Annotated in this window: 18 protein-coding genes; 5 read left to right on the top strand and 13 right to left on the bottom strand. The window is 43.1% G+C overall.

Features of this window, described 5'->3' with window-relative positions; genetic code table 11:
* Positions 1–341: 341 nt before the first annotated feature.
* A complete protein-coding gene (locus tag NPUN_RS00705; protein WP_012406962.1) occupies positions 342–650 on the bottom strand; it encodes a DUF3067 family protein in 309 nt (102 codons plus the stop codon).
* Positions 651–878: 228 nt separating this feature from the next.
* Here NPUN_RS00705 and petC point away from each other — a divergent pair, with 228 nt between their 5' ends.
* The 4 genes from petC (at position 879) to NPUN_RS00685 (ending at position 3,400) form a co-directional block, all read left to right on the top strand.
* A complete protein-coding gene (gene petC / locus NPUN_RS00700) occupies positions 879–1,418 on the top strand; it encodes a cytochrome b6-f complex iron-sulfur subunit (RefSeq protein WP_012406961.1) in 540 nt (179 codons plus the stop codon).
* A gap of 106 nt (positions 1,419–1,524) precedes the next feature.
* A complete protein-coding gene (petA, locus tag NPUN_RS00695; protein ID WP_012406960.1) occupies positions 1,525–2,526 on the top strand; it encodes a cytochrome f in 1,002 nt (333 codons plus the stop codon).
* Positions 2,527–2,635: 109 nt separating this feature from the next.
* Positions 2,636–2,986: a DUF6717 family protein gene (locus NPUN_RS00690; RefSeq protein WP_012406959.1), complete on the top strand. Its 351-nt coding sequence runs from the start codon at positions 2,636–2,638 to the stop codon at positions 2,984–2,986.
* Positions 2,987–3,040: 54 nt separating this feature from the next.
* A complete protein-coding gene (locus NPUN_RS00685; protein WP_012406958.1) occupies positions 3,041–3,400 on the top strand; it encodes a cupin domain-containing protein in 360 nt (119 codons plus the stop codon).
* 14 nt (positions 3,401–3,414) lie between these two features.
* Here NPUN_RS00685 and NPUN_RS41465 read toward each other — a convergent pair whose 3' ends face one another.
* Positions 3,415–3,567 carry a hypothetical protein gene (locus NPUN_RS41465; RefSeq protein WP_167315553.1) on the bottom strand — a complete coding sequence of 51 codons (153 nt, stop codon included), beginning with the start codon at positions 3,565–3,567 and terminating at the stop codon, positions 3,415–3,417.
* Between the two features lie 152 nt (positions 3,568–3,719).
* Positions 3,720–3,905, bottom strand: coding sequence for a hypothetical protein (locus tag NPUN_RS00680; protein WP_041565101.1), 186 nt, complete (start codon positions 3,903–3,905; stop codon positions 3,720–3,722).
* A gap of 401 nt (positions 3,906–4,306) precedes the next feature.
* Between NPUN_RS00680 and NPUN_RS00675 the strand changes: the two genes are divergently transcribed.
* A complete protein-coding gene (locus NPUN_RS00675) occupies positions 4,307–4,993 on the top strand; it encodes a Uma2 family endonuclease (protein WP_012406957.1) in 687 nt (228 codons plus the stop codon).
* 53 nt (positions 4,994–5,046) lie between these two features.
* Here the strand turns inward: NPUN_RS00675 and NPUN_RS00670 are convergent, their stop codons facing one another.
* The 10 genes from NPUN_RS00670 to NPUN_RS00625 all read right to left on the bottom strand — a co-directional run bounded on the left by NPUN_RS00670 (position 5,047) and on the right by NPUN_RS00625 (position 14,766).
* Positions 5,047–5,244, bottom strand: coding sequence for a DUF6887 family protein (locus NPUN_RS00670; protein ID WP_012406956.1), 198 nt, complete (start codon positions 5,242–5,244; stop codon positions 5,047–5,049).
* Positions 5,228–5,371, bottom strand: coding sequence for a DUF6888 family protein (locus tag NPUN_RS41460; protein WP_167315552.1), 144 nt, complete (start codon positions 5,369–5,371; stop codon positions 5,228–5,230). The genes NPUN_RS00670 and NPUN_RS41460 overlap by 17 nt, the downstream gene beginning before the upstream one ends.
* Positions 5,372–5,489: 118 nt before the next feature.
* Positions 5,490–7,079, bottom strand: coding sequence for a glycoside hydrolase family 57 protein (locus tag NPUN_RS00660; RefSeq protein ID WP_012406955.1), 1,590 nt, complete (start codon positions 7,077–7,079; stop codon positions 5,490–5,492).
* Positions 7,080–7,598: 519 nt separating this feature from the next.
* Complete coding sequence (rsgA, locus tag NPUN_RS00655) at positions 7,599–8,699, bottom strand: small ribosomal subunit biogenesis GTPase RsgA (RefSeq protein WP_012406954.1); 1,101 nt, start codon at positions 8,697–8,699, stop codon at positions 7,599–7,601.
* The gene (locus NPUN_RS00650; RefSeq protein WP_012406953.1) at positions 8,696–8,953 is read right to left on the bottom strand and encodes a sulfurtransferase TusA family protein; all 258 of its coding nucleotides are present in this window, start codon (positions 8,951–8,953) and stop codon (positions 8,696–8,698) included. The genes rsgA and NPUN_RS00650 overlap by 4 nt, the downstream gene beginning before the upstream one ends.
* Positions 8,953–10,080, bottom strand: coding sequence for a molecular chaperone DnaJ (dnaJ, locus tag NPUN_RS00645; RefSeq protein WP_012406952.1), 1,128 nt, complete (start codon positions 10,078–10,080; stop codon positions 8,953–8,955). Before dnaJ ends, NPUN_RS00650 begins: the two co-directional genes overlap by 1 nt.
* A gap of 676 nt (positions 10,081–10,756) precedes the next feature.
* A complete protein-coding gene (gene dnaK / locus NPUN_RS00640; RefSeq protein WP_012406951.1) occupies positions 10,757–12,715 on the bottom strand; it encodes a molecular chaperone DnaK in 1,959 nt (652 codons plus the stop codon).
* Between the two features lie 226 nt (positions 12,716–12,941).
* Positions 12,942–13,691 carry a nucleotide exchange factor GrpE gene (gene grpE / locus NPUN_RS00635; RefSeq protein WP_041565100.1) on the bottom strand — a complete coding sequence of 250 codons (750 nt, stop codon included), beginning with the start codon at positions 13,689–13,691 and terminating at the stop codon, positions 12,942–12,944.
* Positions 13,692–14,040: 349 nt separating this feature from the next.
* Entirely contained in the window at positions 14,041–14,193 is a 153-nt protein-coding gene (locus NPUN_RS42890; RefSeq protein ID WP_234711023.1) for a hypothetical protein, read from the bottom strand.
* A gap of 327 nt (positions 14,194–14,520) precedes the next feature.
* A complete protein-coding gene (locus NPUN_RS00625; protein ID WP_012406949.1) occupies positions 14,521–14,766 on the bottom strand; it encodes a hypothetical protein in 246 nt (81 codons plus the stop codon).
* Positions 14,767–14,856: the final 90 nt, after the last annotated feature.

The raw sequence follows: 14,856 nt of genomic DNA, 5'->3' as shown, positions 1-14,856 counted from the left end.
ATCTGGGTTAAAACCCTACATTTAGCACATCAGCATAAAATGCTAGAAATAAGACTGTTATTATTATCTAGCAATAGCTTAAAACTTTTTAGTAGACAGATTTAGCAGTTTTTCTAATATTTAAACACTACTTCTCACTTCCCAATAATAAACTGCGAATAGTTCCCGGCGCACCCAATTTATGAATAAAACGCGTAGTAGAGTTTGTCCATAAACATCAAGTAAATATACGTCTATACCAAACTTTTTAGTCAATATTTTATACCTAATGTAGGCTTTTTTATAACTATTCAAAAAATGTGCGAACTGGGAGTTGTTAATCATCTGAATGCAATAGTAGGTCATAATATCCATTCAGAAGAACGTTCACCCAAATCTAAAGGAATGCTAACAGCCTTACCGAGGCGGGGGCGATCGCGTGTTTGGGCAATAAATGTTTGTACTTGTGTTGACCCGCCCAAAGCATGGAGATAATTAGCAATGCTGTCAAGATGCTCTTGGTACTCTGCCTCACTCAAGGGAAAAGAAGCTTGCTCCAGATATTTCCACATTACTTGCAAAAATATCTTTCCCTGTGCCCGTCGGAACTGGACATCATAAGAATATCCCCACTTATCAAGCAACATCTGACGTAATTCCTGTCCTGTCATAGCTTTTCTCAATCAGATTTTACATTTAGTTATGATGTTAAGTTCCGTGACTCCAGTATGATAAGGATATAAAGAAATGTAATGCTAACAGAAAAGATGCTTTTTATATCTTGGAACAAAGAAGTATGGCATCGTTGTGAGCGCTAGCATTTCGACTTAGACAAGAGTTCCTCAAGTACAGTACTTTTGTCAAAATGCTTAACAAAATACACAAAGAGCGCGTAGATTATGGCTCAATTTTCTGAATCAGCAGACGTGCCCGATATGGGTCGTCGTCAGTTCATGAATCTGCTCACTTTTGGGACTGTCACTGGAGTAGCTCTGGGTGCATTGTATCCCGTTGTCAACTACTTTATTCCACCCGCAACTGGTGGTGCTGGTGGCGGTACAACGGCAAAAGATGAGCTAGGTAACGATGTTAGCGTCACCAAATTTCTAGAAAACCGGAATGCAGGCGATCGCAACCTAGTCCAAGGACTTAAGGGAGATCCTACCTATATTGTGGTAGACAGCAAAGAGGCGATCAAAGATTATGGCATTAACGCCATCTGCACCCACTTAGGTTGTGTCGTCCCCTGGAACGTTGCTGAGAACAAATTTAAATGTCCTTGTCATGGTTCCCAATATGACGAAACAGGTAAGGTTGTTCGGGGTCCAGCACCACTGTCTTTGGCTTTAGCCCATACCAATGTAAGCGACGACAAAATCGTTTTGACCCCTTGGACAGAAACCGACTTCCGCACCGGTGATGCACCTTGGTGGAGTTAATAATTTTGTCCTTAGTTCTTAGTCATTCGTCCTTTGTTCAGGGCTTAATGACTAATGACTAATGACCAATGACTAATGACAAATTCAATCGTTGCCCTTATTAGAGATGAGAAATGTTTTCCGAACAGCGAGGTTAACTCGCAGTGCTAGAGCGATCGTAAAAACATTGCTCATAGCGATCGCCACTGTGACATTTTACTTCACCAGCGATCTAGCCCTTCCCCAATCAGCTGCCGCCTATCCATTTTGGGCACAGCAAACCTATCCCGAAACCCCCCGCGAACCTACTGGGCGCATTGTTTGTGCCAACTGTCACCTAGCCGCCAAAGTTACAGAAGTAGAAGTTCCTCAATCGGTTCTACCTGACACTGTATTCAAAGCTATAGTGAAAATCCCTTACGATCTGTCCGCCCAGCAAGTTGGTGCCGATGGTTCTAAGGTTGGCTTGAACGTCGGTGCTGTACTGATGCTACCTGAAGGCTTTAAGATTGCTCCCGAAGACCGGATTTCTGAGGAACTTAAAGAAGAAATTGGCGACACTGCCTTCCAACCCTACAGCGAAGACAAAGAAAATGTCGTCATCGTCGGTCCCTTACCTGGTGAACAGTATCAGGAAATCATCTTCCCAGTTCTTTCTCCCAACCCCGCAACTGACAAAAACATCCACTTCGGTAAATATTCAGTTCACGTAGGTGGTAATCGGGGACGCGGACAAGTTTATCCTACTGGCGAAAAGAGCAACAATAGTGTTTACAACGCTTCCGCCACTGGCACAATTACCAAGATTGCCAAAGAGGAAGATGCAGACGGGAACGTTAAATATCTAGTAAACATCCAACCTGAATCTGGTGATGTTGTTGTTGATACGGTTCCTTTAGGGCCAGACCTGATTGTTTCCGAAGGGCAAGCAGTTAAGACTGGTGATGCTTTGACCAACAACCCGAACGTCGGTGGATTCGGTCAAATAGATGCAGAAATCGTACTGCAAGATTCCTCTAGAGTCAAATGGATGATTGCATTCGTAGCTCTTGTAATGTTGGCTCAAGTTATGCTTGTGCTGAAGAAGAAGCAGGTTGAGAAAGTTCAAGCTGCTGAAATGAATTTCTAAATTCTTTGCTAAATCATTACTTACGAGACAGGCAATAAGCCTGTCTTTTTTAACGTTATTTAGACGTATCATTATTAAATTGATACGAGATTAACTGCTAGGAAACTCTATGAACTCAATCATGGTTATTCATCCTTATAAGTTCGGCGAAATGTGGGTGTTTGATGATGACAAGGTAGGTCTAGTTCAAGAGCCTTTCGTGGCGGGGGCAGACGAAATTATCGAAAGAATGGTGGCACAAATTCCAGATGCAGAGTCAGGGTTCAGTTTGGTATTTTCTGCATCTCCTTTTCCTGGCTACCAGATCGAGTTTGGCTGGCGGCGTGAAGAATATGGAGGTAACTGGTATTACAGTGCAGATTTAGATCGTGAAGGATGGCTTTGCCCTGCTCTATTTAAGTATTTTGATGAGGCTCCTAAAGAGTTTTACGCTCAGTTTAAAGCGAAAACAAAGTTGTAAAGCTTGTAATATATGGCAGATTTTTTTATCCTCAAAACTTGAAGCTTACAGCAAATGATTAACAAAGAAACTGCCGAGCATAATTTATGGGGTAATAACTGTCATGGTTGGCATCTTGTTAAACAACCAGAGTTAAGTGTGATTCAAGAAATGATGCCACCAAAAACCTCAGAAGTTAGACACTATCACCAGCGATGTCTACGACGGGCTACACCTACGCACCAGTTTTTCTTTATCTTATCTCGAAAGGCAACCTTAGAAATCGATGGTTCCCGCCAAGTACTTTCTCAACACGAAGGTGTAGAAGTTCCGCCTAATGTTCCTCATCAGATGCTCAATGAAAGTGACTCTGATTTAGAATTTTTGGTGATTTCACAGCCTCCAACTCATGGCGATCGGGTTTTGGTTAGTTAACTGTACTAAGAAAATTATCTGTGGCACATTAAAGCAACACAAAGATAATCTGAATAGTGCGCCAGAATTTCCTGAACTTTAAGTTGCCACTCCGCTTCTTCGTCACTGACGATCTGATTTCCCTTTAACGTATTTGCAAAGGCTTTTATCCCTGCATCTTCGCCCAATTCATACCATTCACTATTGGGAGTTACAATCGCATACGGTACTACTTGAGGTAAATCAGCAACTCGACACGGATAGGGTATAGGTGTTCCTGATTCTACAGGTTCAAATTCTATAAAATGATACCAATTCTACTTCCCTTGAGGATTATAAGTTAATATTTTATATTCGCTTTTTCATCAATCCCATCTACTTCATCTTCAAACCATTCCAACTCTATTTTGGCTAAAGTTTCAAAGTCATTACTACAAACTTCCCAGTCTGCTGCCATCTTTTCAATCTTGTCTAGGGGAAAAGTTTCAAGGCGTTTTTTATCATTTTCTAATTCCTCATAGTTCAAGTATTCTCTGTAAGGTTCAACTTCTATATTTCCGTTGTAGGAACTTAAAATTTCTTCTACTTTAGTTTCGATATCTCTGTATCTAATGGCATTATCACTAAAGCAGAAAAGTGCATTTTTCCTCCAGTGCTAGAACTAAACTTAGAGGTTGTTTGAAAAGTGTTTTGTTGTGACTTTAGGCACTTTTAGATCCCCCTTAACCCCCCTTAACAAGGGGGGAACCGGAATTAAAGTCCCCCTTTTTAAGGGGGATTTAGGGGGATCTAAAATTTTTGATACCGACAAGAGGACTTTTCAAACATCCTCTTAGAGCAACATAATAAATCTGGCTCACTTTTTATTTGGCTAAAGAATTCAGATGCTAAATTTAATCTAGCCCTAGTTGAGTTGAGTTACTACCCATGACAGCCTCAGTAGAGTATATCCCAGTTGCTCCAATTGAATACCCAGATGAGGACGGTAAGCCAATGGCTGAAGGTGATATCCAGTGCAGTTACTTGACTTATGCAAGAAATGTGCTGAGGATTTATTTCCAAAATCACCCAGATGTATACGTCGCTGGTAATCTATTTATTTACTACGAAAAAGGTTATCCAGAATCAGTTGTAGCTCCAGATGTATTTGTGGTGTTTGGAGTGGAAAACCGAGACAGACGCTCTTATAAAACCTGGGAAGAAAATAATCAAACCCCAGATTTTGTTCTAGAGATTACTTCAAAAGCTACCCGTAGCAAAGACCAAGGTGCAAAAAAAGGAATTTACGCTTTTCTGGGAGTGCGTGAATATTTTCAATATGACCCCACAGGCGATTATCTCAATCCCCAACTCCAGGGTTTACACTTGGTGGATGGGAATTATTTCCCAGTGGGAACTAATACCCTGGCAGATGGTACAGTATATCTACCCAGTGAAGTATTGGGGCTAGAGTTACGCCTAGAAGCAGGAAAACTGCGTTTTTACAATCCAACTACCAGTCAAACGCTGCTAACTCATGAAGAGGAAGCATCTGCACGACAAGCCACAGAAGAGAAAGCGCAAAGATTAGCTGCTAAACTCCGAGAATTGAATATTGATCCAGATAGTCTTTAAGGTGGGTAAATAACACGCACCCGATTTTTGCTTACTGAAGTTAGATAATAATCTCAAAGCTCTCCGTTAATTTTACGCCTAATAATTTCCATTTGGGCTTGCATATCAGCTTCGGTAACAGGCATAGGATAGCCTTTAGAATTAGGATCGCGTTTGCTCATCAAAAAACCTAGAGCTTCAATATCTTCGCGGTTTTCCACGACATAAGTTCTCAACTCTGTAAAACTCATTTGCTCATAATTCGGGTTCATTGACAAAATCCCAAATACCATTATTCAAAATGATAACTTTCAGTTCATCTCCAGCCAGGATGTAAACCTGTCCGGTTTTATCGTCAAATCGAAATAAGCGGATGTCTTTATAAAGATTTGACAGCATTTTACAAACCCTTACACAGGTTAAGGCTTGCTCTGTTGTTGTTTAAATAAACGCTCCTCGCTACTAATATAAGGTGAGCAATGCCCACCTTACTGCTGTTGATTACTTTTTGTGAAGACTATAACGGACGGTAGACGCGATAGTTGATTTCAGGGAAGATATTATCCATTAACTCGACTTTTTCTAACCAACCACTATCAACTTTGCCGATTTTCACGTCTTCGTAGAGCTTATTGAACCGCATCAGGTGCGATCGCGTCCGTCTAATTGCATAGGGTACCATTGTTCCCGTCCGCATAATAAATGCCCAGTCCGAAGATTGTGCTAACAGCAGTTCCCGCGCCGCTTGGTTAAGCGCTTTCCACTGCAATTCATCCTCTGGTTCCAAATGAGAGATTTCAATCATCCGTTCAGCAGCTTTGTGCAAATGCGGATAAATCCACGCATTCGTTTCATTCAACCAATACTCGTGGAAACCCTTGAAACCCCAACTCGACTGCGAAGGGCGACAGACTTGCTGCGTTGGCTGATCTCGCAAATAGTCTGCTAAATGCGTCATTTGATACGTTTTTTGGTCATACCACGACTTGCGGAATAGGTAATCGATGAACCAGGGGCCTTCATACCACCAGTGTCCAAATAACTCTGCGTCATAAGGTGAAACGATAATTGGCGGGCGCTGCATTATACCATAGAGATGCTCAGATTGCCGCTCTCGGTTATACATAAAGTTATCAGCGTGTTCTGCTGCCTTTTCCCTAGCCCAATACGGATCGTAGAGTGCTTTATCTGACAGCCCTAAGCCACGACCTGTAATTTTGTGATACTTAATGCCCGTATTTTTACGTTGACCATTGGGCATAATGTAGGGCTTGATGTACTCATATTCTGCTTCCCAGCCCAAATCTTTGTAAAATTCTCGATATTCCGCCGCCCCAGGATAGCCTACCTCAGAAGACCATACTTGTTGGGAGGATTCATGATCTCGACCAAAGACAGCAACACCAGTTTCTGTATAAATTGGGGCATAAGTACCAAAGCGCGGCCGGGGGCGGGCATAAAGAATGCCATGCCCATCAGTGAGGAAGTAGCGTAACCCAGCATCGGCTAGCATCCGCTCTAAACCTTCATAGTAGGCACATTCCGGCAACCAAATGCCTCTGGGTGCTTGTTCAAAGGTTTGCTCATAATGTTCGCAGGCTACCTGAATTTGCGCCCATACCGCCTCTGGATACATTTTCATCAACGGTAAATAGCCGTGGGTAGCGCCGCAAGTGATGATTTCCAGGTTGTTACTGTCTTGGAACCCTTTAAAAGCTGTCACCAAGTCACCGTCGTAACGTTCCCATAGCTGACGCGCTTCGCTAAACTCAGTAGCGTAATGTTCGGCTAAATAACGAAGATGCCCGTTGTTGACATTATGTTCTGCTTCTAGCGCTATAAGTTCTTCTAGTTGGGCTAAGTGTGCTTCATAGCGTTCTTGAAGCAGAGGATCGCGGAGCATTGACACCAGAGGAGGTGTCATGCTCATCGTGATTTTAAAGTCGATACCGTCTCGCTTTAAGCCTTCAAATACTTTCAATAATGGAATGTAGGTTTCTGTGATGGCTTCATAGAGCCATTCTTCCTCCAGCACGTAGTCACTTTCCGGGTGACGAACGAAGGGCAGATGTGCGTGGAGTACAAGCGCGACGTAGCCGATAGACATAGTGATTTTGGGGTGATACTTGTAAGTTGAAGGTCGAGAGGTTTGGCTGAAATTAACAATATTTTAAGACTTTATGGGGATCGTAAAAATAGTTTTCAATTGAGTTAAATACAGTTTTTGTGGGGGTACAACATTGTTGTGCCTCCACCGCCTTTTGTTGTTAATTAGTTGTCAAATCTGCTTATTTGTTTATTGTATAATCCTGTACTAAAAATATTTACTCAGGTTCAAATGTCTGCGACTTGTAAGGGTTCTGCCAATTTTTCAGCTAATTCACCGTCAACCATTCAAGGTGCGTTAACATACTGCATAACACACCCTATTCCTACTTAAAATTTATATTTCTTCATATAAATTGAATTTTATCGCCGACTTATTTAACCCAGAGTTTGCTTCTTATTCCGGATTGAACAAACGTAATTCACTAGAAAAGACAGTTTTTCTCTTTATATCCATGCTCTGGCAACAAACCTTTATATAGAAGTGCGTAGGCGTAGCCCGTCGTAGACATCGCACTCCTTATTCTTCATCCCGATATAATTCCTGTAAGTCCTGTAACTGAGTCTTGCGGGAAATTCGGCGATATTTTTTACTTTCTAGCTTGGGTTCGTATTGACTCTGCCCTTTGCCTTTGCTTTTTAACTTCATGGTGGATTCAGGATCGGCTTGTTGGTGCAGCTGAGTTTGATGAGCGATCGCAGCATCCAAAAATTCTAAATAATGTTCATATCGCTCCCAGTCTCCCCGCACCACACACTCAGGTTCGTCTCGGTGCAGACAATCACTAAACCGACAGCTAGCAACTGCTAACCGTTTTCTTGCTTCTGGGAAATAATGGATTAATTCTTCTGGGATGCAATCCATGTCCGGCTGATTAAAGCCGGGAGTGTCTGCAAGCATTCCACCGCTAGGCAACTCAAATAATTCTATATGGCGAGTAGTATGACGACCACGAGCTAGTTTGCCAGAAACTTCTCCTACTCGCAGCTTCGCAGAGTCAATTAGTGTATTAATCAGGCTGGATTTACCCACCCCAGAAGGCCCAGCAATTACCGTAATTTTATTGCTTAAATATCTGCCTGATTGGTCAGTATTTATACCATCCTTGACGCTGATAAATATTGGTTGATAGCCCCAACCAAGGAGGCGATCGCTAACTTTTTGCTGTTCTGACTCTGAAATTAAATCACTTTTATTCAAACATAAAAGCACATCCAAGCCAGTAGACTCAGCCTTAATTAGAAACCGACTCAGTTGATAAGGTTCCAAAGGTGGATCGGCAACGGCAAATACCAATAAAATTTGGTTGACATTGGCGATCGCTGGACGATCTAATTCGCTGTGACGGGGTAGGACATCAGCGATCGCTCCCCGTCCTCCAGCCCAATCTGGTTCTTCAACCACAACGCGATCGCCTACCATCACCTGTTGTCCGATTTTTTTCAGCCGTGTTCGGCGAGTACAGAGGAGGAGAGGGGGATAAGGAAGATGAGAATCTTGATCCCCCATCTCCCTCATCTCCCCCTGCTCTTGATCCAGCTGTACTCGGTAAAAATTAGCCTGTACAGCAAGCACCGTACCCAATAACTGTCCAGTTTCAGCAAAATTTTCCCCTGTCATTGGACAGCAACTGGACGACGCACTAACAGGGAAAAATAATTACTACAGTCTGTAATTTGTTCCACCACATAACCTGCCATAGTCAGGCTATCGGGAACCTGCTCAATCGGCTCACCTGGGTCTAGCCAGACTTCTAGCAAACCTCCCAATGGCATTTTTTCCAGACGCAGTTTTGTCCGTACAAAATTAATTGGGCAAGGGGTGCCGCGTAAATCAAGTTGAGCATCGGGAGTTAAAAGAGAAGAGGGCATCATTACTTAAATAAATTTCCCAAAAATCCTTCTAGACCGCCTTTTCCAGTCCGATCTCCCTTAATTTTAGCCAGCTTCTCCAACAGTTCCCTCTCCTCTGGGGTGACTTTGTTGGGAATATCAATTAATACGTTCAGCATGTGATCCCCACGACTGACGGGATTACCCAAACGGGGTACGCCGCGATTTTCCAGCTTCATCACGGTATTTGGCTGAGTTCCGGCTGGAATAATTAGTTCTACAGGGCCATCTACCGTATCTACCTCTAACCGACAACCTAAAATCGCTTGCAGGTAGCTAATTTTGATTTCCGAGAGAATATTAATGCCATCTCGTTGGAATTCTTCGTCCTCATTTACGAACAAGTAAACGTACAAATCCCCAGAAGGACCACCACGTTGACCAGCATCTCCTTCACTAGAAATCCGCAAGCGAGTGCCATTATCCACCCCAGCTGGAATGGTAATTTTGAGTTTCTTGGTAACTTGATTTGCGCCCTTCCCATCACAGGCATCACACTTGTCTTCAATTACCATCCCTGTTCCATTACAGGTGGGACAAGTCGAGACTTGAGTGAAACTGCCAAAGGGTGTTCTAGTGACACGACGGACTTGACCCGATCCGCTACAAGTCGAACAAGTCCGGGGGCGGGTTCCAGGTTTAGCACCAGAACCGCTACAGACTTCACAATTTTCTAAATGTGAAATACGAATTTCTTTTTCGCCACCAAATACCGCTTCTCGAAAGTCTAACTTCAAGTCTAGTCGCAGATCATCGCCCCTCGCAGGCCCACTGCGCCGTCTTTGTTGCGTGGGACTACCCATACCGCCAGCAAAGCCACTAAAAATGCTTTCAAAAATATCGGCAAAACCACCCATATCGCCGACATCTTGGAAGCCAGCGCCAGCACCTGACACACCCTCTGGCCCAAAGCGATCGTAACGAGCGCGGGTTTCTGGTTCCGAGAGTACCTCATAAGCGCGGTTAATTTCTTTAAAGCGATCCTCCGCCCCCGGCTCTTTGTTCACATCTGGGTGATACTTCCGGGCTAAACGGCGATAAGCTTGCTTGAGTTCTTCTTTGTCGGTGTCACGAGAGACACCCAGGATTTCATAATAGTCGCGGGCCATATAGCAAAGGTAAAAGTTAGAAGGAAGAAAGCAGAAGTCAGCAGAACGTCACTCACGGTCACTTGCTACTTTACGGTAAGGCGTTTTGCTTTACAGAATATGTAAGAGCAACACACTATCCTTTAAAGGGCGATTTGCCGGAGGTTAGGCAGAAAGTAAAATTAATTTTTGTTAATAACTGATTTTACCCTTTACCTTTTACAAAAATCACCGACAAATCTTGAGCAACAGGTGCTTTCCTCGTGGGAGACGACAAAAGCTATAGAAGTTACGATCAGGGGAAGCCGCTGCTCAGACTTCATCACTGCCGAGTCGGTTGTCTCTTTTACAATTGTGCTACGTAGGAGAGGAAAACCCCGCCCATTAACCAGAGGTGCTAGCCGCACCATTGGGTGTGGAAAACCACCCTTATGCTTTGGATCGCATCTGAATCGGGATACTTGCCTAGCAGTAATTTGCTTCTACAATCTAGCAAACCCCAGGGGTCTTGTGAAACTTTGCTAAACCTACAATCAATATTAGATATATTAAAATGTCTTAATAAAAATCTGCAACTTAGGATATTGGGAATTGGGAAGAGGGGACAAGGATAATTGGGGACAAGGAGAAAGATTTGTTGTAAGTTCTCACTCAAGTCACCTTGTCCCCTTTTTACCCATTACCCATTACCCAATCCCTAATCTATCGCCTCATAATCAACCTGTGCGGTACTTTCTTCGTCAAAATCAAAGTTGAATTGTGGTATTAGTGTACCGTTCATTGGTGAGTCTACTTCTGGGGTAAAAAGACTAGCTGAAGCCTCCTCAATCTCATCTGTTTGGCTGTTAGCTCGGTTATAGACATCAGCACCAATTGCAAACAGTGTTTGTTGGAACTCGTCTAAGCGCTGCTTAAATTCCACAGTCGAGATGCTGGAGTCAATCATTGCAGCTTGGAGTTGTGAAACTTTTTCACTAGCCAAAGTCTTCATCTGCTCGCCGATAAAGTTGCTATTATCCTTGATGGTAGATTCGTAACTGAACAACAGATTATCTGCTTGGTTTTTGAGTTCAACCAGTTCTTTACGTCTTCTATCTTCTTCAGAAAACAGTTCGGCCTCTTGGCGCATCCGTTCGACTTCGTTAGTACTCAAGCCACCTGTATTGGTAATCCTGATACTCTGTTCTCTACCTGTGCCTTTGTCTTGGGCAGAAACCTTCAAGATACCGTTGACATCAATTTCAAAAGATACTTCAATTTGCGGCACACCACGGGGCGATGGGGGAATGCCTGCTAGAAGAAACTTGCCAAGACTCTTGTTATCCCGTGACATTGCCCGTTCACCTTGGAGAATGTGAATTTCTACCGAGGTTTGTCCATCAACTGCTGTGGAAAAAATTTGTGACTTACTAGTAGGAATTGTGGTGTTGCGTTCAATAATCTTGGTGAATACTTCACCCAAGGTTTCAATTCCCAGAGACAGGGGGGTGACATCCAACAATAAAAGATTATCGACTTCCCCACCCAAGACCCCTGCTTGGATAGCTGCTCCCAATGCTACCGCTTCGTCAGGGTTGATAGAGCGATCGGGAGCTTTGCCATTGAAAAACTTAATCAGCGCGTTTTGGACTGCGGGAATTCGGGTAGAACCACCTACTAAAATAATCCGATCTATGGCTGATGGTTTCAGATCCGCATCTTTGAGTGCTTGGATCATTGGTTCGATAGTACCTTCAATTAATTTCCCTGCCAGTTCCTCAAATTTAGAGCGGCTGAACTCCATTTCTAGATGCTTTGGGCCGGTCTCATCAGATGTGATGAACGGCAGATTGACGGAAGTATTCACCATGCTGGAGAGTTCAATTTTGGCCTTTTCTGCTGCTTCCCGTAGGCGTTGCAGTGCCATCTTATCTTGGGAAAGGTCGATTTTCTCTTGTTGCTGGAAGCGTTCCATCAGCCAACGCACGATCGCATTATCAAAGTCGTCTCCACCTAAGTGGTTATTACCACAAGTAGCCTTAACTTCAAAAACGCCATCCCCAAGTTGCAGGATCGATACGTCAAAAGTACCGCCTCCTAAGTCAAATACTAAAATTAGTTGCTCTTGGTCTTGCTTTTCCAATCCAAAAGCTAAAGCCGCAGCTGTTGGTTCATTGATGATTCGCAGAACTTCTAATCCGGCAATTGTGCCAGCATCTTTAGTAGCTTGTCTTTGAGCATCTGTAAAATATGCAGGTACGGTGATCACTGCCTGAGTGACTTCTTCACCCAAAAAGTTTTCCGCATCCTGCTTCAGCTTTTGCAGGATCATGGCGGATAGTTCTTGTGGTGTGTAGTTTTTTGAGCGAATTTGGACATCAACGGTATCGTCTCGACCTTTGACACAGTTGTAGGGTACACGTTCGCGTTCTGTGTCAGTGTCTTCCCAACGCCGCCCGATAAATCGTTTAATACTGTAAATTGTGTTTTCGGCATTGGTTACGGCTTGGCGCTTTGCCAATTGACCAACCAAGCGATCGCCACTCTTGCCAAATCCCACAATACTTGGAGTAGTTCGTCCACCTTCAGAATTGGAGATCACCAGTGGTTGACCGCCCTCCAAAACTGCGACGCAACTGTTAGTAGTGCCTAAGTCGATTCCAATAACTTTTCCCATAGTCGCCAGTAATTTTACTGAGTCTTTCTGCTGTAATCTGTCGCGGAATAACTTTTTACCTCCGAACTAAGGCTAGCGGATAACGTCTGTGGAACCCATTTTGCTGGTAGCAAGAGGAAGTTGAAACACAGAGAGTTATCCAAAGCCTTGTCCAAGTTTTAGGTACGCGATGCTCGTCCTTGCTAGAACCCAGGCACTTTTAGTCAGCGAGACGAGCGACTACAGCTTAACTGTTGGCTGGACTCGACTGATCTTCCTCCGTAGAAGGTGTATCTTCCTTTGGAGCAGCTACTTTGACCATTGCATGGCGTAGCACACGTTCGCCCAAGTAATATCCGCGCACTAACTCTTCTAACACTGTTCCTTCAGGATGTTCATCCGTAGGTTCCCGCATTACTGCTTCGTGCAGGTTAGGATCAAATTCTTGGCCTTCAGGACGCATTGGTGACACACCCAACCGCTTCAGGCTATCTACTAATTGTTTGTAAACGCCTTGGTAACTTTTGTGCATGGTCATTTCGCCATCAGATTGAGGTTTGAGGTGCGATCGCGCCCGCTCAAAATTATCGACCACTGGCAGCAATTCTAGAATCGTGTTCCGCTTCATCAGCGTCTCTAGCTCTTCTTTTTCTTTGCTAGTACGTTTCCGGTAATTCTCAAAATCAGCAGCAATCCGCATATATTGAGTACTACGTTCTTCTAGTTGCGTTTTGAGAGACTCAATTTGTTGAGTCAGTTCTGCCAAAGCTGCCGTTTCCACTCCAGTGTTCTCGGTTGCAGCAACACCAGTTTCTGGATTGAAAGTAGCTGCATCTCCCGATACATTAGTTTGGGCTGACACTTGCTCTGTCACCTCGCTACCAGATTCATTGAAATTAATTTGGGCTGGAGAGTCACTCTTCATTGCTTGCTTTACCTCTGTTGGTTCACCCAATTGCTGGCTAGTATTGTTTATCTGTTTATTTTCATCCATCATTGTCTACTCATTCCAGATGCTTGCTATTTATGGCAGTGTATCTCCATTGCTTGCAACCGTCGTCATCCACGACTTGCAACTGAGGCTGATTTTTTTGCCAACAAGTTTCTGGAAGTGATGTAACCGTTTTCTTATTGTGACAAATGGTGAACACGTTCGCGTAGGCACTATTAAGGCGGGAACCCGAACGATTAGTCTACCTCTAGGAGTAAGTAATTTGGAAGAGTGGCAGGGGGCAGTGTCTTTAATTTTATTAGCGCAGCATTAACCCGTCCGCTTACTCTGTAAGAGTTGCAAGCTACGCTTTTAGCTAGGGTGTTGACTTTGTAGGGAAATTGCTAAAAAAACTTCATACAATTACTGTGTCGTCAATTGAGGTCGAAAATACAATTTTTCTTTTTGAGAGTGTGGACTGACCAAAAACTTGAGATGACCAAGCCTTAAGGTCAAGATAGCGAACAGTTTCTAATGCCTCCTTAACCATCAGACCAGTAAAATTCATAGTAGATAAAGAAATATTTAGAATCATCTGACCTATCTGTTTGAAAGGACATCTAGAAGAAAAATGTTTGTATTTACCAAAATGTTAGGTCAATAATAAAAACCCAATCAGTTCGATATTCTTTTATTCTTTGAAGCTCGTACAACCCAATTCGTCCTAACCAATTCCTTACACTACTAAAATGCGGAGTAGAAATTTCCGACTCTGATGCGTCAAACTTCAGGTTTTTCTCAACTCCTCGTAAGCTACTTCCAGAATCAACTGTTTGTTGTACTGCTTTTTGTATTATTTGAATGTTGTAATGATGCCCAACAGCTTTCAGTGTCTCTATTTTTTCGGAAACTTCTTCCCCTTTTTTTGTGCATCAGCTGAGTTGGTGCTTATAATACGTAATTCTTTTTCTGCTTTCATGGCACGCTTTTTCCAATTCTCCCGTGAAAGCGATAAATCCCTAATTTTTATTTCTAGCGCTCTTAACTTTTGTTGTCTTTCAAGTGCTGTTTCTTTCCAATTCTCTCGACTTTGTTTAAACAGACGAACTAATCGGCTGGACGAACTTTTTAATTCTTTCATTAACCACCAATTTTTTGGGGAGATTTTGAGACATATATTATGTATGAAGAAATATCATCTCAAAACACCCAAAGTCAACACCCTAGCTTT

It is taken from the genome of Nostoc punctiforme PCC 73102 (assembly GCF_000020025.1).
GTDB lineage: Bacteria > Cyanobacteriota > Cyanobacteriia > Cyanobacteriales > Nostocaceae > Nostoc > Nostoc punctiforme.
The sequence above is the reverse complement of the archived record's forward strand: the minus strand, read 5'-3'. Positions and strand labels throughout refer to the sequence as shown.

Bases quoted from the DNA above. Each gene is read 5' to 3' on its own strand.
- NPUN_RS00705 (WP_012406962.1), bottom strand. From the start codon at position 650: ATGACAGGACAGGAATTACGTCAGATGTTGCTTGATAAGTGGGGATAT.
- petC (WP_012406961.1), top strand. From the start codon at position 879: ATGGCTCAATTTTCTGAATCAGCAGACGTGCCCGATATGGGTCGTCGT.
- petA (WP_012406960.1), top strand. From the start codon at position 1,525: ATGAGAAATGTTTTCCGAACAGCGAGGTTAACTCGCAGTGCTAGAGCG.
- NPUN_RS00690 (WP_012406959.1), top strand. From the start codon at position 2,636: ATGAACTCAATCATGGTTATTCATCCTTATAAGTTCGGCGAAATGTGG.
- NPUN_RS00685 (WP_012406958.1), top strand. From the start codon at position 3,041: ATGATTAACAAAGAAACTGCCGAGCATAATTTATGGGGTAATAACTGT.
- NPUN_RS00675 (WP_012406957.1), top strand. From the start codon at position 4,307: ATGACAGCCTCAGTAGAGTATATCCCAGTTGCTCCAATTGAATACCCA.
- NPUN_RS00670 (WP_012406956.1), bottom strand. From the start codon at position 5,244: ATGAACCCGAATTATGAGCAAATGAGTTTTACAGAGTTGAGAACTTAT.
- NPUN_RS41460 (WP_167315552.1), bottom strand. From the start codon at position 5,371: ATGCTGTCAAATCTTTATAAAGACATCCGCTTATTTCGATTTGACGAT.
- NPUN_RS00660 (WP_012406955.1), bottom strand. From the start codon at position 7,079: ATGTCTATCGGCTACGTCGCGCTTGTACTCCACGCACATCTGCCCTTC.
- rsgA (WP_012406954.1), bottom strand. From the start codon at position 8,699: ATGACAGGGGAAAATTTTGCTGAAACTGGACAGTTATTGGGTACGGTG.
- NPUN_RS00650 (WP_012406953.1), bottom strand. From the start codon at position 8,953: ATGATGCCCTCTTCTCTTTTAACTCCCGATGCTCAACTTGATTTACGC.
- dnaJ (WP_012406952.1), bottom strand. From the start codon at position 10,080: ATGGCCCGCGACTATTATGAAATCCTGGGTGTCTCTCGTGACACCGAC.
- dnaK (WP_012406951.1), bottom strand. From the start codon at position 12,715: ATGGGAAAAGTTATTGGAATCGACTTAGGCACTACTAACAGTTGCGTC.
- grpE (WP_041565100.1), bottom strand. From the start codon at position 13,691: ATGATGGATGAAAATAAACAGATAAACAATACTAGCCAGCAATTGGGT.
- NPUN_RS42890 (WP_234711023.1), bottom strand. From the start codon at position 14,193: ATGAATTTTACTGGTCTGATGGTTAAGGAGGCATTAGAAACTGTTCGC.
- NPUN_RS00625 (WP_012406949.1), bottom strand. From the start codon at position 14,766: ATGAAAGAATTAAAAAGTTCGTCCAGCCGATTAGTTCGTCTGTTTAAA.